This window comes from Massilia jejuensis (assembly GCF_042656795.1).
In the GTDB taxonomy this organism is placed as follows: Bacteria; Pseudomonadota; Gammaproteobacteria; order Burkholderiales; family Burkholderiaceae_D; genus Telluria; species Telluria jejuensis.
Window position 1 is genome coordinate 250,678 of the sequence record NZ_JBHSMS010000036.1, and the last position, 20,558, is coordinate 271,235.

The 20,558-nt window shown below is 67.9% G+C and carries 16 protein-coding genes and 2 tRNA genes; 9 read left to right on the forward strand and 9 right to left on the reverse strand.

Translation table 11 applies throughout. The features are described from left to right. Window positions 1-44 precede the first annotated feature (44 nt). The 3 genes from miaA (at window position 45) to ACFPOU_RS11705 (ending at window position 1,300) form a co-directional block, all read left to right on the forward strand. Window positions 45-1,007 (forward strand): tRNA (adenosine(37)-N6)-dimethylallyltransferase MiaA, encoded by a 963-nt coding sequence (gene miaA, locus ACFPOU_RS11695; protein WP_379721085.1) that lies wholly within the window; start codon window positions 45-47, stop codon window positions 1,005-1,007. Window positions 1,008-1,089: 82 nt separating this feature from the next. After that, window positions 1,090-1,166 (forward strand) — tRNA-Met (locus ACFPOU_RS11700). Between the two features lie 57 nt (window positions 1,167-1,223). Continuing rightward, window positions 1,224-1,300: transfer RNA gene (locus tag ACFPOU_RS11705), tRNA-Met, on the forward strand. Window positions 1,301-1,358: 58 nt separating this feature from the next. Here ACFPOU_RS11705 and ACFPOU_RS11710 read toward each other — a convergent pair. From ACFPOU_RS11710 to ACFPOU_RS11720, 3 genes are read right to left on the reverse strand one after another with little or no spacing between them, the layout of a single operon-like run. Beyond that, on the reverse strand, window positions 1,359-1,760 hold the full coding sequence (locus ACFPOU_RS11710) for a CBS domain-containing protein (protein ID WP_379721088.1): 402 nt from the start codon (window positions 1,758-1,760) through the stop codon (window positions 1,359-1,361). Beyond that, complete coding sequence (ppsA, locus tag ACFPOU_RS11715; protein WP_379721091.1) at window positions 1,757-4,207, reverse strand: phosphoenolpyruvate synthase; 2,451 nt, start codon at window positions 4,205-4,207, stop codon at window positions 1,757-1,759. The genes ACFPOU_RS11710 and ppsA overlap by 4 nt, the downstream gene beginning before the upstream one ends. A gap of 15 nt (window positions 4,208-4,222) precedes the next feature. Further along, complete coding sequence (locus ACFPOU_RS11720) at window positions 4,223-4,957, reverse strand: lipid-binding SYLF domain-containing protein (protein WP_379721094.1); 735 nt, start codon at window positions 4,955-4,957, stop codon at window positions 4,223-4,225. A 228-nt stretch (window positions 4,958-5,185) separates the two neighbouring features. On the opposite strand from ACFPOU_RS11720, the gene ACFPOU_RS11725 reads away from it, so the two are divergent. The 6 genes from ACFPOU_RS11725 to ACFPOU_RS11750 all read left to right on the forward strand — a co-directional run bounded on the left by ACFPOU_RS11725 (window position 5,186) and on the right by ACFPOU_RS11750 (window position 12,921). Further along, window positions 5,186-7,156, forward strand: a complete 1,971-nt coding sequence (locus ACFPOU_RS11725) for an SDR family oxidoreductase (RefSeq protein WP_379721097.1) — start codon at window positions 5,186-5,188, stop codon at window positions 7,154-7,156. Next, window positions 7,156-8,562, forward strand: a complete 1,407-nt coding sequence (locus tag ACFPOU_RS11730; RefSeq protein ID WP_379721100.1) for a wax ester/triacylglycerol synthase family O-acyltransferase — start codon at window positions 7,156-7,158, stop codon at window positions 8,560-8,562. Before ACFPOU_RS11725 ends, ACFPOU_RS11730 begins: the two co-directional genes overlap by 1 nt. An 83-nt stretch (window positions 8,563-8,645) precedes the next feature. Continuing rightward, window positions 8,646-10,340, forward strand: coding sequence for an AMP-binding protein (locus tag ACFPOU_RS11735; protein WP_379721103.1), 1,695 nt, complete (start codon window positions 8,646-8,648; stop codon window positions 10,338-10,340). 44 nt (window positions 10,341-10,384) lie between these two features. Further along, window positions 10,385-10,900: a phasin family protein gene (locus ACFPOU_RS11740; protein WP_379721106.1), complete on the forward strand. Its 516-nt coding sequence runs from the start codon at window positions 10,385-10,387 to the stop codon at window positions 10,898-10,900. Between the two features lie 25 nt (window positions 10,901-10,925). Then, window positions 10,926-11,699, forward strand: coding sequence for a tetratricopeptide repeat protein (locus tag ACFPOU_RS11745; protein ID WP_379721109.1), 774 nt, complete (start codon window positions 10,926-10,928; stop codon window positions 11,697-11,699). Continuing rightward, the gene (locus ACFPOU_RS11750) at window positions 11,668-12,921 is read left to right on the forward strand and encodes an esterase/lipase family protein (RefSeq protein ID WP_379721112.1); all 1,254 of its coding nucleotides are present in this window, start codon (window positions 11,668-11,670) and stop codon (window positions 12,919-12,921) included. Before ACFPOU_RS11745 ends, ACFPOU_RS11750 begins: the two co-directional genes overlap by 32 nt. On the opposite strand, the gene ACFPOU_RS11755 is transcribed toward ACFPOU_RS11750, so the two are convergent. The 6 genes from ACFPOU_RS11755 to ACFPOU_RS11780 all read right to left on the reverse strand — a co-directional run bounded on the left by ACFPOU_RS11755 (window position 12,905) and on the right by ACFPOU_RS11780 (window position 20,323). Then, on the reverse strand, window positions 12,905-13,225 hold the full coding sequence (locus tag ACFPOU_RS11755; protein ID WP_379721115.1) for a putative signal transducing protein: 321 nt from the start codon (window positions 13,223-13,225) through the stop codon (window positions 12,905-12,907). The genes ACFPOU_RS11750 and ACFPOU_RS11755 overlap by 17 nt on opposite strands. Before the next feature lie 70 nt (window positions 13,226-13,295). Beyond that, window positions 13,296-14,564, reverse strand: coding sequence for a DUF445 domain-containing protein (locus ACFPOU_RS11760; RefSeq protein WP_379721118.1), 1,269 nt, complete (start codon window positions 14,562-14,564; stop codon window positions 13,296-13,298). A 35-nt stretch (window positions 14,565-14,599) separates the two neighbouring features. Further along, complete coding sequence (locus ACFPOU_RS11765; RefSeq protein ID WP_379721121.1) at window positions 14,600-15,751, reverse strand: CaiB/BaiF CoA transferase family protein; 1,152 nt, start codon at window positions 15,749-15,751, stop codon at window positions 14,600-14,602. Between the two features lie 10 nt (window positions 15,752-15,761). Then, window positions 15,762-16,904: an acyl-CoA dehydrogenase family protein gene (locus ACFPOU_RS11770; protein WP_379721124.1), complete on the reverse strand. Its 1,143-nt coding sequence runs from the start codon at window positions 16,902-16,904 to the stop codon at window positions 15,762-15,764. An 8-nt stretch (window positions 16,905-16,912) separates the two neighbouring features. Continuing rightward, window positions 16,913-18,094, reverse strand: coding sequence for a lipid-transfer protein (locus ACFPOU_RS11775; RefSeq protein ID WP_379721127.1), 1,182 nt, complete (start codon window positions 18,092-18,094; stop codon window positions 16,913-16,915). A 270-nt stretch (window positions 18,095-18,364) separates the two neighbouring features. Next, window positions 18,365-20,323 carry an AAA family ATPase gene (locus ACFPOU_RS11780; protein ID WP_379721130.1) on the reverse strand — a complete coding sequence of 653 codons (1,959 nt, stop codon included), beginning with the start codon at window positions 20,321-20,323 and terminating at the stop codon, window positions 18,365-18,367. Window positions 20,324-20,558: the final 235 nt, after the last annotated feature.

A 20,558-nucleotide genomic window follows, 5' to 3' on the forward strand; every position in this document is an offset into this window, starting at 1 on the left:
GCGCGTCGGCAACGACGCACTTCCTACTGGGATAGGTTCCAAGCATGAAGAACGAAGTACGAAACGCGAAGCCGCGGGCAGTGGCGATCATGGGCCCGACCGCTTCCGGCAAGACCGCCGCCGCCCTGGCGATCGCGCGCGAACGCCAGGTCGAGATCATCTCGGTCGACTCCGCCCTCGTCTACCGCGGGATGGACATCGGCACCGCCAAGCCCACCGCCGGGGAACTGGCCAGCGCGCCGCACCACCTGATCGACATCATCGATCCGCTGGATGCGTATTCGGTCATGCAGTTCCGTCTCGACGCGCTGCGCCTGGTGGCCGAGATCGGCGCGCGCGGCGCGCTGCCGCTGCTGGTGGGAGGCACGATGATGTATTTCAAAGGGCTGATCGACGGCCTCGACGACCTGCCGACGGCCGACGCGGGCGTACGCGCCGCCATCGACGAGGAAGCGGCGCGCATCGGCTGGCCCGGCATGCACGCGAAACTGCGCGCGCTCGACCCGGTCACCGCCGCACGCCTGGCGCCCGCCGACGCCCAGCGCATCAACCGTGCCCTCGAGATCATCGAATTGACCGGCAAACCGATGTCGGCCCTGCTGGCGCTGCGCGCGAAACCGGCGCTGCCCTTCGAGCTGGTCTCGTTCGCGCTCGAGCCCTCGGACCGCAGCGTGCTGCACCAGCGGATCGCGCAGCGTTTCGACGCGATGCTGGGCGAGTCGGACGAGGCGGGGATCGTGGCCGAAGTGGCGCGCCTGCGCGCCCGCGGCGACTTGTCGCCGCATCTGCCTTCGATGCGCTGCGTCGGCTACCGCCAGAGCTGGGACTACCTGGACGGCACGATCGACCGCGCGGCGCTGCGCGAAACGGGCATCGCCGCCACGCGCCAGCTGGCCAAACGCCAGCTGACCTGGCTGCGCGCGATGCCGAACCGGATCGTCGTCGACTGCCTGGGCCCCGACCCGACCGGCGAACTGTTGAGGCACTTGAAGGGCTTGCCAAGCTGATAGCGCCGCAAAAAACCGTGGTTGCTCGGCGTACACAGCCTTGACACAAGACGCGGCGCCTTGGATAATAGCGTTCTCTTTTGGTGATATAGCTCAGCTGGTTAGAGCACAGCACTCATAATGCTGGGGTCGGTGGTTCAAGTCCACCTATCACCACCACAGAATTCAGGCACATGGCTTGGCTCTACGAGCCGGGCCATTTTGCTTTACGCTTTCGGTGATATAGCTCAGCTGGTTAGAGCACAGCACTCATAATGCTGGGGTCGGTGGTTCAAGTCCACCTATCACCACCAGGTCGATCCGCAAGAAGCAAGGCCCCGCTCGCATCGAGCCGGGCCTTTTTTGTTGGGATCAGGAGGGATTTCCGGTGTCCTCCTCGATGAATTGCCTGACGAAGTCGAGCGCCGACACGATGCCGACGATGGCCTTGTTGTCGGTAACGAGGACGTGATGGATGTCGCGCGCCACCATCAAGCGTGCGACCTCGCTGAGGGAGGCGGAGGGGTCGACTTCGACCGGCTTGTATGAACAGATTTCCCAGGCGCGTACTTCCCCCGCCTTTCGTTTGTCGTGGTGCGCCTGGGCCAGGTCGCGTGCGCTGATGATGCCGAGCACGGCGCCACGGGGCCGTTCGATGACCGGCACGGCCGACAAATGATGCAGACGCAGCGTGTCCTCGACCTGCGCGAGCGTCGCATCCATGGCGACCGTCGTCGCCTGGGTGCGCATGATCGATGCAATCGGCTTGCTCATGGCGTCCTCCCCGGCTCTGGCGCTTCCCTGCGCGGGACGCGGCCGAGCCGCTGTTCGCATGCGAGCACCAGCCGCGTGGTCCGGATGATGGTATCGGGGTTGAGGCTGATGGCGTCGATGCCGAGCCCGACCAGGTAGTCCGCCATCTCGGGGTAATCGGATGGCGCCTGGCCGCAGATGCCGACATGCCGGCCATTGCGCCGCCCGCCCTCGACCGCCTGGCGGATCAGCGCCAGGACACCGGGATCGCGTTCGTCGAAATCGGCCGCGACGATATCGGAATCGCGGTCCACGCCCAGCACCAGTTGCGTCAGGTCGTTCGAGCCGATCGAGAAGCCGTCGAACAGCCTGGCGAAGGCATCGATCTGGATCACGTTGTTCGGTATTTCGCACATCACATAGATCTCGAGGCCGTCGACGCCCCGTTCCAGGCCATGCGCGGCCAGCGCGGCCAGTACCTGCTCGGCTTGTGCCACCCGGCGGCAGAACGGAATCATCAGCCTGACATTGTCCAGGCCCATCTCGCGGCGCACCCGCAGCATGGCCTGGCATTCCAGCGCAAAGCCGTCGGCGTAGGCCGGATGGGTGTAGCGGGCGGCGCCGCGAAAGCCCAGCATCGGATTGTCTTCCTTCGGCTCGAACTGCGCGCCGCCGATCAGGCCGGCGTACTCGTTGGTCTTGAAGTCGGACATGCGCACGATCACCGGTTTCGGGTAGAAGGCGGCGGCGATCGTACCCACGCCTTCGGACAAATGGCGCACGAAGTAGTCGGCCGGCCGCGCGAACGCATGCGTGAGCCGCTCGATCGCCGCGCGCGCGGCCGGGTCGGCCACGCGTTCCGGATGGGCCAGCGCCATCGGATGGGCCTTGATCTGGTCGGCGATGATGAATTCCATGCGCGCCAGGCCGACGCCGTCGTTGGGCAGCAACGCGGTCTGGAAGGCCAGGTCGGGGTTGCCGATGTTGACCATCAGGTGGGTGGCCGGCTGGCCCAGGCCGGCCAGGTCGATCGTGGTTTTTTCGAAGGGGATGCGTCCGCCGTAGACGTGGCCGCGGTCGCCCTCGGCGCAGGAGACAGTGACTTCATCGCCGGTATGGATGGTCTCGGTCGCGTTCTCGCAGCCGACCACGGCCGGGATGCCGAGCTCGCGCGCCACGATGGCGGCATGGCAGGTTCGCCCGCCGCGGTTGGTCACCACCGCCGCCGCCATCTTCATGACCGTGCCCCAGTCGGGCATGGTGGTGTCGGCCACCAGGATCTCGCCGGCCTGGAACTGGTTCAGGTGGGCCACGTCGGTGATCACGCGCGCCACCCCGGACGCGACGCGGGCGCCGACGGCGCGTCCGCTGGCGCGCGCCGGGCCGGTGGCCGCCAGCCGGTACTCGTCGTAGCTGGCCCGCGATGCTTGCGAGGCCACCGTCTCGGGCCGCGCCTGCACGATGTAGAGCTGGCCGTCGATGCCGTCCCTGGCCCATTCGATGTCCATCGGCATCGGGTGGCCGGCGCGCGCGCTGTAGTGGTCCTCGATCACGACGGCGGTGTCGGCCAGCGCCAGCACATCCTCGTCGGACAGGCAGAAGCGGCGCTGGTCCTGCAGCGGGGTCGGCAGGTTGCGCGTGCTTTCGCGCGTCGCATCGCCCCCGTACACCATCTTGACCTGCTTGCTGCCCAGCGCGCGCCGCAGCACGCAGCGGCGGCCCTGGCGCAAGGTCGGCTTGAACACATAGAATTCGTCGGGGTCGACCGTGCCCTGCACCACGTTTTCACCCAGGCCCCAGGCGCCGGTGACGAAGACGACGTCGCGAAACCCGGACTCGGTATCGAGCGTGAACATGACGCCGCTCGCGTCCAGGTCCGCGCGCACCATCTTCATCACCCCGACCGACAGGAACACCTTGAAATGGTCGAAGCCGTTCTCGGCGCGGTAGCTGAGGGCGCGGTCCTTGAACAGGCTGGCGAAACAGCGGCGCACCGCGTCGAGCAGGCGCGCCTCGCCGCCGATGTTGAGATAGGTTTCGTGCTGGCCGGCAAAGCTCGCCGTCGGCAAATCCTCGGCGGTGGCCGAACTGCGCACCGCCACCGTCAGATGTTCGCCGTATTCGGCTTGCAGTTGCGCGTAGGCAGCTGTAATGGCGTCGGCCAGGTCGGGCGGCAGCGGCGCGCCGTAGACGATGTCGCGCGCGCGGCGCGCGCGGCGCGCCAGGTCGTCGATGTCGCGCACGTCCAGGCCGTCGAGCGCCGCATGCAGCGCCGGCCAGGCGCCGGCGCGGTCGAGCACGTAGCGGTAGGCTTCGGCGGTAATGGCGAAACCGTTCGGCACGCGCACCCCGCGCGCCGTCAATTCGCGGAACATTTCGCCGAGCGAGGCATTCTTGCCGCCGACCAGGGCGACGTCGGCGTTGCCCAGTTCGGCGAACCAGCGGATGTGGCGGCTGCCGGGGTTCATCGTCGCTGCCCGCCGCTACCCGGCGCGGCCCGAGGCGCGGCCGAGCGCTTCTTGCAAGGGTTTGGCCTGGGCATTGTTCAGGCCGGCACTAGTGATGTCCTTGGGCGCGAGCGTGCGTCCGTAGTAGGCGTTGGTGAGCCTTTCGTTGAAGCGGACGCCGGTCAGGCCGATCGCGACCGCGTCGCCGAACAAGCCCTTGGTGCCGCTCCAGGCGACGACGTCGCCGGTGCCCGCCGTGCCCATGGCCAGTTTCGACCAGTTGATCACGGTCAGGCCGGCTTCCGCGCTGAGCGAAAAATTGGTCCGTTTCATGAACTCGGCGACCGCCTTGTCGTTGTTCAAGACCATGGCGATCGCACCGCCCTCGCCGCCCGCCTGCAGGCCCACGGTCAATCCGCCGAGATCGTAGAAGGCCGGTCCGCTCCAGCTGCCGTCGGCACGCTTGAGCAGCAGCAGGCCGGCGCCGCCCTGGGCGCCGACGCCGAGCGCCGCGCGCCCAAACTTGGGAACGATCAGGATGCCCTTGGCTTGTTGCAGCAACTGCTTCATGCGCGGTTCGGCTTCGAGCTGGGGCACCACCTCCAGGGCCGCCGTGACGCGCCCGGCGGCGCTTTGTTGCGATTTTGCAACGAGATCGGCTTGCGCGCGTTCGGTGGCCGACGCCGGTGCCTGGGCCTGGGCCGCGCCGCACAGCGCCAGCGCGGTGGCGCAGGCGCACGCGGCCGCGTGCTTCCTGGGTTGGATCGTCATGGCCATCTCCTTTACCAGCATGTTGTTCGATGCGTACCGGGTCATGCTAGCGCTCCGACGAGCCTGCAGCCTTTGATCCAGATCAAGCGGGCGGGAATCGCCAGCAAACGCGCAGTCCCTTCCCTGCACACGCCGCGATCGGCTTTACAATCCGTGCCAGGCGGATCACTATCGTGGTGCCGGCAGCGCGGCGACCGACAGGCGCGGGCACTGAGCGAAGGGGTCACGATGCGCTACTTCGTCACGGGAGCGACCGGCTTCATCGGCAAGCGCCTGGTGCGCAAGCTGCTGGCCGTGCGCGGCAATACGGTATCGGTGCTGGTACGCCCAGGCAGCGGCGCCACGTTCGCGCAGGCGCAGGCCTTCTGGGGCGCCGACGCGGCGCGCGTCACGCCGGTGTACGGCGACCTGCTGCAGCCGCTGCTGGGCACCTCGGAGGCCGCGCGCGCGGCGCTGGCAGGCCAGGTCGAGCACTTCTTTCACCTGGCCGCCCTGTACGACCTGCGCGCGGCGGCCGCGCCGCAGGCGGCGGCGAACGTGGACGGCACACGCCACGCGCTCGACCTGGCCGCCGTCCTCGGCGCCGGCTGCTTTCACCACATGAGCTCGGTGGCAGCCGCCGGCCTGTACGACGGCACGTTCCGCGAAGACATGTTCGACGAAGCCGAGCGGCTCGAGCATCCGTATTTCGCGACCAAGCACGCCGCCGAAGGCCTGGTGCGCGCCTGCGTTCAGTTGCCCTGGCGCATCTATCGTCCCGGCCTGGTGGTGGGCGACTCGCACGGCGGCGACACCGACAAGGCCGACGGCCCCTATTATTTCTTCAAGCTGATCCAGCGCATCCGCGCGCTGGTGCCGCCCTGGCTGCCCATGCTCGGCATCGAGGGCGGACGGGTCAACATCGTCCCGGTCGACTATGTCGTCGATGCGCTGGTCCATATCGCCCACCTGCCCGGCCTCGACCGCGGGTGCTTCCACCTGACCGATCCGGCCACCCGGCGCGTCGGCGAGGTGCTCGACATCTTCGCGCGTGCGGCGCATGCGCCGCCGCTGCGCCTGCACGTCAATGCCGCCGTCCTGAACCTGCTGCCGGCCTGGCTGCGCGGCAGCATCGGCGCGCTGGCCCCGCTGCGCCGGCTGCACCAGGCCCTGATGAACGAGCTCGGCCTGCCGGAAGGCATCCTGCAGCTGCTGAACTGGCCGACCCGCTTCGACAACCGCGCCGCCGCCGCCGCGCTGGCCGGCAGCGGCATCGCGTGCCCACCGCTGGAAGACTATGCCGCCGCCGTCTGGGATTACTGGGAGCGCCACCTCGATCCGGCCCTGCACGTCGACCGCAGCCTGCGCGCGCACGTGGCGGGCAAGGTGGTCCTGGTGACGGGCGGCTCTTCCGGCATCGGCCTGGCCACCGCGCAGCGGCTGGCCGAAGCCGGCGCCGTCACCGTCATTTGCGGGCGCGACGAAGCCAGGCTGGCCGCGGCGCGCGCGGCGGTACGGGCGCGCGGCTTCGACCTTGCCACCTACCGCGCCGACCTGGCCGACGGCGCCGACTGCGCGCGCCTGGTGCAGGCGCTGCTGGCCGAGCACGGCCATGTCGACATCCTGGTCAACAACGCCGGACGCTCGATCCGGCGCGCACTCGTGGACAGCTTCGAGCGCCTGCACGACTTCGAGCGCATGATGCAGCTGAATTATTTCGGCGCCCTGCGCGTGAGCATGGGCCTGCTGCCGGCCATGCTGGCGCGCCGCGCCGGCCATATCGTCAACATTTCGTCGATCGGGGTGCTGACCAACGCGCCGCGCTTTTCCGGCTACGTGGCGTCCAAGGCGGCGCTGGAAGCCTGGTCGTACTGCGCCGCCGCCGAACTGGCCGACGAAGGCATTGCCTTCACCACCATCAACATGCCGCTGGTGCGCACCCCGATGATCGCGCCCACCGCGGCCTACCGCGACGCCCCCGCGCTCACGCCGGAAGCGGCCGCCGAGCTGGTGGTGCGAGCCATCGTCGAGGCGCCGGCGCGCATCGCCACCGAGGTCGGCCTGCTCGGCCTGGGCGTGCAGCTGGCCGCGCCGCGCATGGCGCAAATCGTCATGAACAGCGCCTACCGCCTCTCGGGGGCGGCCGAAGAGGCCGAGCACGCGCCGGCCTCGCCCGAACTGCGCGCCATGCAGCACCTGCTGCACGGCGTGCACTTGTGATGGCGCCGCACGACACGCCGCGCGAGCCGATGTCGGCGCTCGACGCGGCCTGGCTGCGCATGGACCGGCCGACGAACTTGATGATGATCTGCGCGATGATGCTGTTCGAGAGCCGCCTCGACCTGCACGCGCTGCGCGAGGCGATCAGGACGCGCATGCTGTGCTTTCACCGTTTCCTGCTGCGCGTGGCCGGTTCGCCCGAGGCGCCCTGCTGGGAAACCGATCCGCAGTTCGACCTGGACTGGCATGTGCGGCGGGTCGCCCTGCCGCCCGGACGCGGCGCGCTGGAGGAACTGGTGGGCGACCTGGCCAGTACGGCGCTCGACCCGCGCAAGCCGATGTGGCAATTCCACCTGGCCGAAGGCGCCCACGCCAGCGCGCTGATCCTGCGCATCCACCACTGCTATGGGGACGGCTTCGCGCTGCTGCACGTGCTCGACGCGCTGACCGACGCCGATCCGGCGCACCCGCATGCCGCGTGCGGCGACGGCGCGCCGGCGCCGCCGCACAGCGCCTGGGAGCGCCTGGCCGGCGGCGTCGCCGAATCGGCGGGCGACGCGCTGCGCGCCATGTTCGATGCCGCCGGCGCCGGCGCCGCCATGCTGGCCTCGCCGCGCGACGCGCTCGCCCTCGCCGCCGGGGCGGCCGACCTGCTGCAGCAGGCCGGCACGATCGCGGCCATGACGCCCGATGCCGCCACCAGCCTGAAGGGCGAACTGGGCGTCATGAAGCGGGTGACCTGGGCCGACCCGCTGGCGCTGGACGACGTCAAGGCCGTCTGCGCGGTGTTCGGCTGCAGCGTCAACGACCTGCTCGTCGCCTGCCTGGCCGGCGCCCTGCGCGCCTGGCTGCGCGAACGGGGCGAGCCGGTCGACGGTGTCGCGCTGCGCGCGCTGGTGCCGGTCAACCTGCGCCCGCCGGGCCCGGTGCACGAACTGGGCAACCGCTTCGGGATGGTGTTCCTGAGCCTGCCCGTCGGCATCGACGATCCACTCGAACGGATGGCCGAAGTGCGGCGCCGCATGGACGCATTGAAGCATTCGCGCCAGCCGCTGGTCGCCCTCGCCATTCTGGCCGCCATGGGGGTGGCGCCGGAATCGATCAAGGAGCGCGTGCTCGAGACGCTGGCCGCCAACGCCAGCCTGGTCGTCACCAACGTGCGCGGCGCCGACACGCCGCGCTACCTGGCCGGGCGCCGCATCGCGCGCCAGATGTTCTGGGTGCCGCAATCGGGCGGGATCGGGCTCGGTGTCAGCATGCTCAGCTACGCCGGCCGGGTCGATGTCGGCGTCATCGCCGACGCCCGCCGCGTGCCCGACCCGCACGCCCTGGCGCCGCATTTCGCGGCCGAGTTCGAGTCCTTGCTGCTGCATGCGCTGATGCTGCCCTGGCCTGCCCCCGCTTGATATACATCAAAGATGCCAAGTGCGGCCCCGCCCTACTATCGAAGAAGCAGGGATCCACCTGCCTGTGCACCACGAGGCCCGGTATGCAACGCCCTTGGCTCAGTAGTTATCCTCCCGGCATTCCCGCGGAGGTCGATGTCGGCAAGTTCGGCTCGTTCAACGCCTTGCTGGCCTGGATCGTCGAACGCTACGGCGCGCAGCCGGCCTTCAGCAACCAGGGCGCCACCCTGAGCTGGAACGCGCTGGCGCAGCTGGCGGCGCGCTTCGGCGCCCATCTCCAGCAAGCCGGTCTCGGCCGGGGCGAGCGGGTCGCGCTGATGCTGCCCAACCTGCTGCAGTATCCGGTCGCGCTGTTCGGCGCCTTCCATGCCGGCTGCACGGTCGTCAACGTCAATCCCCAGTACACGCCGCGCGAGCTGGAATACCAGCTCAACGACGCCGGCGCGCGCGCCATCGTCGTGCTGGAGAATTTCGCGCGCACGCTGGAGCAGGTGCTGGCGCGCACCCAGGTGCGTCATGTCGTCGTCACCGCGGTCGGCGACCTGCTGCCCTTTCCCAAGGCGCAGATCGTCGACCTGGTGGTCAGGCATGTGCGCCACATGGTGCCGCCATGGCATATCCCGGACGCGCTCGCGTGGCGCGACGCGCTGGCGCGCGGCAAGCAGGCGGGCTTGGACCAGGTGCCGCTGGCGCCTGCCGATATCGCCTTCCTGCAGTACACCGGCGGCACCACGGGCGTGCCGAAAGGCGCCATCCTCACGCATGCCAACGTGCTGGCCAACGTCGAGCAGACCGCGGCCTGGGTGCGCGGCTTCCTGGAAGAGGGAAAGGAAACAGCGATCATCCCGCTGCCGCTGTACCACGTGTTCGCGCTCACCGCCACCCTCACCTTCTGCCGCCTGGGCGCCCATGTCGTGCTGGTGACCGACCCGCGCGACATCGGCGGCCTGATCGGCCAGATGCGGCGCACGCCGTTCAGCGTCATCATCGGCGTGAACACCTTGTTCAAGGCGCTGCTGGAGGCGCCGTCCATCGGCCAGCTGCACCCGGCCGGCATGAAGCTGGCGGTGGCCGGCGGCATGGCGGTGCAGCGCGCCGTGGCCGAGCGCTGGCAGCAGGTGTTCGGTGCGCCCCTGATCGAAGGCTACGGGCTGACCGAGACCTCGCCCATCGTCTGCGCCAATCCGCTCGATTTGCCGCGCTTCTCTGGTGCGGTGGGCCTGCCGCTGCCATCGACCGACGTCGCCATCCTCGACGACGACGGGCGGGCCGTCGCGCCGGGCCAGACCGGCGAGATCTGCGTGCGCGGCCCGCAAGTGATGCAGGGCTACTGGAACATGCCCGAGGAAAGCGCGCGCGTCTTCACCGCCGACGGCTGGCTGCGCACCGGCGACCTCGGCCTGATCGACGAACACGGCTATGTGCGCCTGGTCGACCGCAAGAAGGACATGATCGTCGTCTCCGGCTTCAAGGTCTACCCGAACGAAGTCGAACAGGTGGTGGCAATGCATCCGGGCGTGTCGGAAGTGGCTGCCATCCGGGCGCCGGACGAACGCGCCGGCGAAGTGGTCAAGATCGTCGTCGTGCGGCGCGACCCGGCGCTCACGGCCGCGGCGCTGCTCGATCACTGCCGGCAATCCCTGGGCGCCTACAAGGTGCCGAAATACGTCGTGTTCCGCGATACGCCGCTGCCGAAGTCGAACATTGGCAAGATCCTGCGCCGGGTCGTGGCCGACGAAGAAGCGCAAGGCGCCACCGCACGGGCGGCGGCCGGCTGAAAACCCGCGCGCCGCGGACAACCAACACCCATCGGGGGAACGACATGGCAAAGAAACTCAAGGAAATGGCGGCTGCGGACCAGCATGCGATCGTCGACGCGGTGGTCGGCTCGGCGCAGCAGATCTGGCAAGCCGGGCTCGGCGCTTTTGCCCGCGCCCAGCAGGAAGGCAGCGAACTGTTCGACAAGCTGGTGCGCGACGGCGTGGACTTGCACGAGCTGACCCAGAAACTGGCCGGCGACCGGGTGTCGGGCGTGGCCGAGCGCGTCGGCAGGCAGGCCAGCGGCTCGTGGGACCGGATCGAAAAGCTGTTCGAGGAGCGCGTGGCCCGTGCGATGCGCGCGCTGGGCGTGCCGTCGCACGACGAGCTCGATGCCTTGCGGCGGGAACTGGCGGAGCTGAAAGCGGCCTTCGCGGCGGCGCCGCCACCAAAACCGGCGCGCCGCAGCGCGGCGGCCAAGCCCGCGCCGGCAGCCAAGGCGACGCCGAAGCCCGCGCTCAAGGCGCCGGCGCGCGCCGCCGCCAAGCGCCAGCCGAAAGCCGCCGCGCGCCACCATTGACGCCGCCGGCGCGCCGGAGACCGCCGTGGCCTGGCCCCCCTTTCCCTATCCCAGCGCCGGGTTCGAGTACACGGGCGCACGCCTCAGGCGCGCCTGGGCCGGCCTGCATGCGGGCGACGCCGAACCATGGCCGCGCGCGACGGCGCTGGTGGACGCCTGGATCGATTTCCACGCCGGGCGCTTCGAGCAGGCGGCGCGCGCCGGGCTGGCCGCAGGCCTGGACGGCTATGCGGTGGCCAGCAAGGCCACCTGCGTGCATGCCGTCTACCTGGCCACGCGCCAGCCCGACAAGTGCGCGCTCCTGCGCGAAGTGGCCGAACGCTGCGAGCGCCAGCAGCACACGCAGCCCGCCAATGCCGCGGCATTCTATTGGCAAGCGTACGCCCTGGGCCGGCTGGCGCAGGAGATCTCGGTGCTCGAGGCGCTGGCCGCGGGCGTGGCCGGCAAGGTCAAGGCCAGCCTGGAAACCACACTGCGCCTGGCCCCGCGCCATGCCGACGCCCACGTCGCCCTGGGCGTCTACCACGCCGAGATCATCGACAAGGCCGGCGCCCTGGTGGCCGGCCTCACCTACGGCGCCAAACGGGAGGCGGCGCTGGAGCACTTCCGCCAGGCGCTCGCGCTCAATCCCGGTTCGGCCATCGCGCGCATCGAATACGCGCGCGCGCTCGTCATGCTGGGCGGCCGGGCGCGCGCCCATGAGGCGCTGGCGCTGTGCGAGGAGGCGGCCGCCGGCACCCCGCACGATGCGATGGAAAGGCTCGACATTGAACGCGCGCGCCAGGAAATCGCCGCCTGAAGCGCGTCCGCGCCATGTCCATGCGGCCGACCTGGATGGCGCCGGGCGCCTGCTGCTGCTGGGCATCGAAGTACTGGTCGACCAGGTCGAGGTGCTGCACCTGAAGCTGCTGGGCCGGCCGCTGGCGCCGCCGGGCGCCGGCGGCGTCACCGGGATCGTCTACCGGCGCGTCAAGTCGACGATCCGCATCACCGGCCACTGGATCGGCAGGCGGCGCCCGGGCGCGGGCGCGCCGCGCCATTCGACGGCCCAGCGCGAGGCGGTGCTGGCCGCGCTCAACGGCCTGTTCGGCGACCTGCTGGCCCGCACCGGCAACCCGCTGGCCATTCCGATGCGCCTGCGCATCGGGGGCCAGCCGCTGGCGACGACGGCGGCGGCGCTGGCGGCGCTGCCCGATGCCGGGCCGAAGCTGCTGATCCTGGTGCATGGACTGTGCCGCTGCGACCTGCAATGGCAGCGCGCCGGCCACGACCACGGCGCCGCGCTGGCGCGCGACCTGGGCTATACCACGCTCTACCTGCACTACAACAGCGGCCGCCATATCTCGACCAACGGCCGCGCGCTGGCGCTCCTGCTCGAAGAGCTGGTCGGCGCCTGGCCCCGGCGCGTCGAGGAAATCACGCTCCTGACGCACAGCATGGGCGGGCTGGTGGCGCGCAGCGCCTGCCACTACGCGGAACAGGCCGGCTACGGCTGGCGCGCGCAACTGCGCCACCTGGTATTTCTGGGCACCCCGCACCATGGGGCGCCGCTCGAACGCCACGGCAACTGGCTCACGGCAGTGCTCGGACGCAGCATGATCACCGCGCCCTTTGCCCGGCTGGGCGAGCTGCGCAGCGCCGGCATCACCGACCTGCGCCATGCCAACCTGGTGGACGAGGATTGGCGCGGGCGCAACCGCTTCGACCAGGACGGCACGCTGCCGCGCGCGCTGGCGCTGCCGGCCGGCGTGCGCTGCTACACGGTGGCCGGCAGCACGGGCCGGCGCGCGGGCGACCTGCGCGACCGCCTGCTGGGCGACGGCCTGGTGCCGCTCGATACGGCGCTCGGCCGGCATGCCGATCCGGCGCGCAGCCTGGTGTTTCCGGCCTCGCACCAGTGGACCGGTTTCGGCATCCACCACCTGGATCTGCTGAGCCGCCCGGAAGTGTATGCGCAGCTGCGGCACTGGCTCGGCAAGCGCCGGCGCAAGGACCGGGACGGCATCAAGGCAGGCCGCTGACGTCGGCGTTGTCGTCGAGCGCGTAGTCGCCGCGCTTGAACGCGTCGATGACCGCCTGCGCCTGCTGCACGAAATCGGCCGGCACCAGGATGCGCACGCCGCCCAGCGCCGGCGCCAGCAGCAGATCGGTCTGCATCAGGTGGGCGTCGGCCAATACCGCCGGAATGCCGGACGCTTCCAGGCAACCCTGCATCAGCGTCGCCTCCATCGGGATCAGGTAGCGCGCCACGATGAACAGATCGCGTCCGGGAACGGCTTCGATATCGGGATGGGCGGCCAGCCATGCAGTCAGTGCCTGTTCCATGATGCTTCCTCGTGAACGGATGAGCCGATAGTACGCCTTGCCCGGCCCGTTCGACGCGCGCTTGAGCGCGTCAGTGCAGCACGCCCGGCAGCGACGACAACGAATACAGGATCACGCCGATGAGGCCACCGACGATCGTGCCATTTATGCGGATAAATTGTAGATCCTTGCCGATATTGAGTTCGATTTGTTCCGACATTTCGGCGCTGTCCCAGTTCTTGACGGTGTCGGCGATGTGCCGCGTGAGATAGACGGCAAACTCCGGCGCCGCCGCGCGGGCAGCCAGTTCCAGGTTGTCGTTCAGGGACTGGCGCAGTACCGGATCGTCGGCCAGGGTCTTGCCGAGCCAGGCGCCGGTGGCCTGCATGCGCGTGCGCAGGGTCGAGTGTTCGCTCGCCAGGTCGGCTTTCAGCCAGCCCTTCAGGTCGCCCCACAGCGATTTCAGGTAATTGTTGAGCGTGTCATCGTTGAGCAGGTAGTGCTTGATCTCTTCGCTCTTGCTGGAAAATTGCGGATCGCTTTTCAGGCGTTCGATGAATTCGGCGGTGAACCCATCGAAACGCGCGCGCAGCGGGTGCCCGGGATCGGCCGCGACCTTGTTCAGGATGCCGGACGCCAGGCGCACCGCGATATCGGCGCCTTTGCGGCCGATGAGTTCCGAAGGCAGCATCCTTTCGATGAAGGCATATTCCTCTTTCAGCCAGTCGACGATGCCTTGCGAGATCGCCGACTGGGTATCGCTGTTGTCTAACAGCAGCGCCAGCTGGCGAATGCCTTCGTTCAGCAATTCCTGGTGCCGGCCGCCCTTCGTCAAGCTCTCCAGGATGGTGCCGGCCGACTTCGACAGGTCGACGCTGCCGACCATCGTGTGCACCGCTTTCCTGAGGAAATTCTGGATCGCCGCATCCTCGGTGAAGTCGAGCATCCAGGTCGCCACTTTCACCAGGTAGCTCCCCATCAGTTCGGTATTGGCGGGTTTGACGAGCCAGTCGGCCACCTTGCGGGCCGGGTCGTGCTTCTGGATCAGGCGGACGATCGAGTCGGTATCGAGGAATTTCTCGCGCACGAACAGGGCCAGGTTGTCCGCAATCTTGACCTTGTTGTTCGGGATGATGTTCGTATGCCGCGACACGATCGGAATCGGCACCCGCTTGAACAGGGCGACGACCGCGAACCAGTCGGCCAGGGCGCCGACCATGGCCGCTTCGGCGAAGGCTTTGAGCAAGCCCGTCCACCAGGAGGGCGGCAGGTAGAAACTGAGCACGAACAGCAGCGCCGCGCCGACGAAAAAGGCCAGCGCCAGCCGCTTCGATCTGTCGAGTTCGAATTCCTTGGTCATGCTGCTCCCGGTAGCTCATCGTTACCAGAGCAATCCTATATGACCTGGGCCGTTTTCAGCGATTCGATTGCCTCGCTCGACCAGCCCCAGTCCGCCAGCACCTCGGCGCTGTGCTGCCCGGGTGCGGCCGCGGCCTGCCCTGCCGCGGGCACGCTGCGGCTGAAACGCGGCGCCGGCGCCGGCTGGGTCACGCCGTCGATCTCGACGAAGGCGGCGCGCGCCCGGTTGTGCGGGTGCAGCGGCGCTTCCGCCATGTCGAGCACGGGCGCGACGCAGGCATCGGTGCCTTCCAGCAGCTGGCACCAGTGCGCGCGCGTGCGGGTGGCGAACAGCGCGGCGAATTTCGCTTTCAGCTGCGGCCAGCGTTCCTGGCTCCATTGCTGTGTGAATTCCGGGTCGGCCGCGCCGCAGAGCGCCAGCAGCCGGGCATAGAACTGCGGCTCGATCGCGCCCACCGACAGGAACTTGCCGTCCAGGCAGGCATAGGTATCGTAGAAGGGCGCGCCGCCATCGAGCATGTTCGCTTCACGCCTGTCGTTCCATGAACCGAAGGCGCGCAGGCCGTACATCATGGCGCCCAGCAGCGCGGAGCCGTCGGTCATGGCGGCGTCGACCACCTGCCCCTTGCCCGAACTGCGCGCTTCGAGGACCGCGCAGACGACGCCGAAGGCCAGCATCATGGCGCCGCCGCCGAAGTCGCCGACCAGGTTCAGGGGCGGCGCGGGCGGCGTGCCGGCGCGGCCCATGGCGTGCAGCATGCCGGACAGGGCGATGTAGTTGAGGTCATGGCCGGCCGCCTGCGCCAGAGGGCCGGTCTGGCCCCAGCCGGTGATGCGTCCGAACACGAGCTTGGGATTGCGCGCATGGCAGGCGTCGGGGCCGAGGCCGAGGCGTTCCATCACGCCGGGGCGAAAGCCCTCGATGAGGATGTCGGCCTGTCCGGCCAGTTGCAGCACGACCTCGCGCGCCTGCGGATGCTTCAGGTCGAGCGCGAGCGAGCGGCGCCCGCGCGCCATGACGTCGAATTTCGTCCCCAGCATCGGGAACGGGTTGGCGGCGCCGGGCTTGGCCTTGCGGTCAATGCGGATGACCTCGGCGCCCATGTCGGCCAGCATCATGGCGGCAAAGGGACAGGGGCCGAGGCCGACCATTTCGATGATTTTAATACCGGCGAGGGGTCCGGGCATGAATCGCTCCTTATAACGACCTGGCGATGATTTCTTTCATGATTTCGTTGGCGCCGCCGTAGATGCGCTGCACGCGCGCATCGACGTACATCTGGGCGATCGGGTATTCGAGCATGTAGCCGTAGCCGCCGAACAGCTGCACGCACTGGTCGACCACCTTGCATTGCAAGTCCGAGATCCAGTACTTCGCCATCGAGGCGAGCACGGTGTCCATGCGGCCGGCCAGCATGTCTTCGATGCAGCGGTCGATGAAGACGCGCGCGACCGTCGCTTCGGTCTTGATTTCGGCCAGGACGAATCGCGTGTTCTGCATCTCGATCAGGGCCTGGCCGAAGGCCCGGCGCTGCTTCGTGTGCTCGACGGTGAGCTGCAGGGCGCGCTCGATGGCGGCCACGCCGGCCACGCCGATGATGGTGCGCTCGTACGGCAACTCCGACATCAGCTGGACAAACCCCTTGCCGGCTTCGCCGCCGAGCACGCCGTCGAGAGACACGTGGGCGTCATCGAAAAACAGCTCGCAGGTGTCCTGCCCCTTCTGCCCGACTTTTTCCAGGATGCGCCCGACCCGAAAGCCCGGGTTGCCGCGCGTTTCCACCAGCATCAGCGAGATGCCCTTGGCGCCGGCGGCGGGGTCGGTCTTCGCCACCACCAGCACCAGGTCGGCCAGGTAGCCGTTCGAGATGAAGGTCTTGGAACCGTTCACGCGGTAGCCATCGACGCCTTCGATGGCGGTGGTGCGGATGCCTTTCAGGTCGGAGCCGGCGCCCGGCTCCGACATGGCGATGGCGGCGATCATCTCGCCGCTGGCGAGTTTAGGCAGGTAACGCCGTTTCTGTTCTTCGGTGCCCTGGTTCAGCAGGTAATGGGCGACGATCGCGTGCACGTGCAAGCCGAAGGCCATGTCGCCGGCGTAGCCGAGTTCTTCGAATACGATCGCCATGTGGGCGAAATTGCCGCCCGAGCCGCCGTATGCGTCCGGGATGTCGGCCGCCAGCAGGCCCATTGCGCCGGCCTTCGTCCACAGGTCGCGGTCGACGTGCTGCTGGTGGCGCCAGCGCTCGCCGTGCGGCGCGACTTCGCTGGCGACGAAACGGCGTACCGCGTCGCGAAAACTTTCCAGTTCCGGGTTCATCCAGGAAGGAGTAATGTCCATCGCCACCCTCACGCCGCCTGGTACAGGGTCACGACGCAGGCGCCGCCCAGGCCCAGGTTGTGCTGCAGGGCGGTGCGCGCGCCCTCGACCTGGCGCGCGCCGGCGCTGCCGCGCAGCTGCTGGGTCAATTCGAAACACTGGGCCAGGCCCGTGGCGCCGAGCGGATGGCCTTTCGACAGCAGGCCGCCGGATGGATTCGTGACGACCTTGCCGCCATAGGTGTTGTCGCCCTCGACGATGAATTTATCCGCCCCGCCTTCCGGGCACAGGCCGAGGGCTTCGTAGGTAATGAGTTCGTTGTGGGCGAAGCAGTCGTGCAGTTCGATCACGTCGAGGTCGTCCGGGCCGATGCCGGCCTGCCGGTAGACCTTGTCGGCCGCTTCGCGGCTCATCTCATAGCCGACCAGGCGCATCATGTCGTTGGCCTCGAAGGTGCTCGGGCGGTCGGTCGTCATGGCCTGGGCGGCAATGAACACGTCGGCGCGCAACCCGTGCTTTTTTGCGTAGGCTTCGGAAACCAGCACCGCGGCGGCCGCGCCGCAGGTCGGCGGGCAGGCCATCAGGCGCGTCATCACGCCGGGCCAGATCATGGGCGCGTCGAGCACGTCCTGGGCCGTGACTTCCTTGCGGAACAGCGCCAGCGGGTTGTTGGCCGCATGGCGGCTGGCCTTGGCGCGGATGCGGGCGAAGGCTTCCAGGGGCGTGCCGTATTTTTCCATGTGCGCCAGGCCGGCGCCACCGAAGTAGCGCAGCGCCAGCGGAATTTCCGGCTTGCCGACCAGACGGTCGGTGACGGCGTCGAAATCGTCGAACGGGGCCGGACGGTCGGTGAACACCGAACCGAGGGCGCCGGGACTCATCTGTTCGAAGCCGAGCACCAGCACGCAGTCGGCCGCGCCGCTGGCGATCGCCTGGCGCGCCAGGAACAGGGCGGTGGAGCCGGTCGAGCAGTTGTTGTTGACGTTGACGATCGGGATGCCGGTCATGCCGACGCCGTACAGCGCTTTCTGGCCGCAGGTCGAGTCGCCGTACACATAGCCGGCATAGGCCTGTTCGATATCGGCATAGCCGATGCCGGCGTCCTGCAGCGCGGCGCGCGTGGCCTCGGCGGCCATCCGGTGGTAGGGGGCGCTCGCGCCCGGCTTGGCGAACGGGATCATGCCCACGCCCGTGACGAATACCTTGTTCATGCTGTCTCCTGTGTGTGCGTTCCCGGCCGCCGGCGGCCTCGATCGAACCGATTATAGCCAGCGCGGACAGGCACGAACGGGACGGCGTGCCGAGGCAGTCCTCTATTTTCCGGCGCTGCCAGCAGCGTCGCCCCTGCCGCAACATGCACCCGTGGCACCGGTGCGTTGAGCGCATGGGGGGCCACCCGCCCCGTGGGCCCATCTGGGCCTGCAAAAAAAATGCCCGCCGTGGATCGCTCCAGGCGGGCATTCCTAGTTACGGCTATTGGCTCAGGCCGCCACCATCTCGCCGGTCTCGGAGCACAGCTTCAGGTTCGCCTGCTTCGGCGCGAAGCTCAGCAGGTCCTTGCGCTCTTCGAGCAGCGCGAAGACGGCATCTTTCGACAGCACGTACTGCTCGAGCAGCGTGTCCTTGAGCGACTCGATCAGCGCGCGGTAGTCGCGCATCGCACCCAGCGTATAGCTGTAGAGTTCATCGGCCTTCTCTTCCATCTGGCGCAGCGTGTGCTCGCCGCTGGCATCGTTCTTGAGCTGGCTGTAATCGATCTTCGAGCGCGAGTACATCGACAGGCGGTTGACCATCAGGTTCAGCATCCTGGTCACTTTCTCGATGTCGTTCTGGGCGCCGACCGAGATGCCGCGGGCACCGTAGAACAGCTCTTCGGCCGCCATGCCGCCGTACAGGCCGACCACGTCGTGCTCGAGTTCTTCCAGCGTGCGCAGCGACATGTCGTCACCCGACTGCAGCACGTAGCCGAGGGCGCCGATTTTCGAGACCGCTTCGGTGCTGATCTTCAGCAGGTGCGACTTTTCCTTCACTTCTTCGAGCGACAGGCCGGCGCGCAGGTACGGGTCGATCTGCATGAAGAAGTGGCCCAGTTCGTGCAGGGCAATGCGCTCGCGCTGCTTGTGCTTCTCGGCCGTGGTGGCGCGGTCGGTCAGGCCGATCGTGGCGCGTTCGTAAGCACGGAACAGCAAGTCGGTGTTGATGATCGTCTTTTCCTGGATCGACAGCATCGATGCGCGCTCGACCACGGTTTCCAGCAGCGCCGGGCTCAGGTTCTGGGTGATGTCGGCCACCTGGTCCAGGTCGAGATCGGCATAGTCGACGAGGCCATCCTTCTTGCGCGACAGGAAGCTGCGCAGGAGTTCGCGGCGCTCGGCCTTGTTCGGCAGGCGGAAGTTGATCTTCACCGAGAAGCGGCGCAGCATCGCTTCGTCCATGTCGGTCGAGGCGTCGTCGAAGTTCGAGGCTACCACCCAGATCACGCCCTGGCCCTTGTCGCTCTTCACGCCATCCAGCAGGCCCAGCAGGGTGTTGGCGGTATCGTCTTCCCATTTCTTTTCGCTGCGGCCGCGCGGCATGAACAGGCTCTGCGCCTCATCGAGGAAGATGATGCATTTGCCCTTGGCGCAAGCCTTGCGGTAGAGGGCGTTCAGGGCTTTCGAGCCGCCGCCGACATAGCCCGATTCGAGCGCCGAGCCGGAGGCCTGGATCAGCGGCATGTCGAGGCGCTTGGCCAGGTAGCCGACCAGCTTGGTTTTACCGGTACCGGCAGGACCGGTCAGCATCACGTTGAATGGCTTGTCGATGTTGTGCGAGGCATATTCATCGCGGTTGCGGATCATGTCTTCCAGGTGCAGCACTTCCTGCTTGATGTCGTCCATGCCGATCAGGTCGTCCATGCTGCCCTTGAGCTTGTCGGGCATGATCATGGTCGCGCTGGCACCGACTCCCGGGATGCCGAACTTCAGGCAGTAGACGACCAGGAGCAGCAGCACGATCTCGAAGGCGTGGCGCTTGAGGAAGTCGGCCGTGTCGGCACCCACCGACCCGCCTTCGTCCATGACGGCCTTGTGCGAAGCGAGGAACTCGTCCTTGGCGATCGAATAGGGAATCGCGTTCTTGAGCAGCACTTCGCGCTCCAGCGAGAGGTGCGAGGTGCTTGGCACCTTGACCACGTGCAGCGCCGGCGCATCCTTGAATTTGAAGACATAGCGTGGCGACTCCGACAGCGGCTTGGCCACCATCAGGTAGTCGAGCTTGTCCTTCTGGCCAGCCAGGCGGGTGATTTCGGAAATGTCTTGCGAATGCACGACCGGGCTCGGATCCTGCGGCGCATCGGCCGAATAGATCGCTACGCCGGTTGCGGCGCCCAGCAGGACAGCGGCGGCAATGCGCACATAAACGTTCTTAAAGGCAATTTGAAGTCTGGCAAAGTTGGGCATTATCGAGCCTGCAAATAGTTGGATGCGTATGCGACAGTGCAAACAGCTGGTGCCGTTCCGGATGCTGCGTGTGGAAAGGCGGCGGCTCTTGAAGGCCGTGACAATGCCGGACGTATACGTTCGACATCATTTTGATGCTCTGAGGCAATAGGGATAGGGAGACTATACCTGTAAAGAAAACGCAGATGTATACGCCAGGCTTAAAATTTCTTGATTGTTCTCATCGCTGGAAAAC

What these genes read in the sequence shown, in the direction of transcription:
- miaA (WP_379721085.1), top strand. Translation starts at nt 45, where the DNA reads ATGAAGAACGAAGTACGAAACGCGAAGCCGCGGGCAGTGGCGATCATG.
- ACFPOU_RS11710 (WP_379721088.1), bottom strand. Translation starts at nt 1,760, where the DNA reads ATGAGCAAGCCGATTGCATCGATCATGCGCACCCAGGCGACGACGGTC.
- ppsA (WP_379721091.1), bottom strand. Translation starts at nt 4,207, where the DNA reads ATGAACCCCGGCAGCCGCCACATCCGCTGGTTCGCCGAACTGGGCAAC.
- ACFPOU_RS11720 (WP_379721094.1), bottom strand. Translation starts at nt 4,957, where the DNA reads ATGACGATCCAACCCAGGAAGCACGCGGCCGCGTGCGCCTGCGCCACC.
- ACFPOU_RS11725 (WP_379721097.1), top strand. Translation starts at nt 5,186, where the DNA reads ATGCGCTACTTCGTCACGGGAGCGACCGGCTTCATCGGCAAGCGCCTG.
- ACFPOU_RS11730 (WP_379721100.1), top strand. Translation starts at nt 7,156, where the DNA reads ATGGCGCCGCACGACACGCCGCGCGAGCCGATGTCGGCGCTCGACGCG.
- ACFPOU_RS11735 (WP_379721103.1), top strand. Translation starts at nt 8,646, where the DNA reads ATGCAACGCCCTTGGCTCAGTAGTTATCCTCCCGGCATTCCCGCGGAG.
- ACFPOU_RS11740 (WP_379721106.1), top strand. Translation starts at nt 10,385, where the DNA reads ATGGCAAAGAAACTCAAGGAAATGGCGGCTGCGGACCAGCATGCGATC.
- ACFPOU_RS11755 (WP_379721115.1), bottom strand. Translation starts at nt 13,225, where the DNA reads ATGGAACAGGCACTGACTGCATGGCTGGCCGCCCATCCCGATATCGAA.
- ACFPOU_RS11760 (WP_379721118.1), bottom strand. Translation starts at nt 14,564, where the DNA reads ATGACCAAGGAATTCGAACTCGACAGATCGAAGCGGCTGGCGCTGGCC.
- ACFPOU_RS11765 (WP_379721121.1), bottom strand. Translation starts at nt 15,751, where the DNA reads ATGCCCGGACCCCTCGCCGGTATTAAAATCATCGAAATGGTCGGCCTC.
- ACFPOU_RS11770 (WP_379721124.1), bottom strand. Translation starts at nt 16,904, where the DNA reads ATGGACATTACTCCTTCCTGGATGAACCCGGAACTGGAAAGTTTTCGC.
- ACFPOU_RS11775 (WP_379721127.1), bottom strand. Translation starts at nt 18,094, where the DNA reads ATGAACAAGGTATTCGTCACGGGCGTGGGCATGATCCCGTTCGCCAAG.
- ACFPOU_RS11780 (WP_379721130.1), bottom strand. Translation starts at nt 20,323, where the DNA reads ATGCCCAACTTTGCCAGACTTCAAATTGCCTTTAAGAACGTTTATGTG.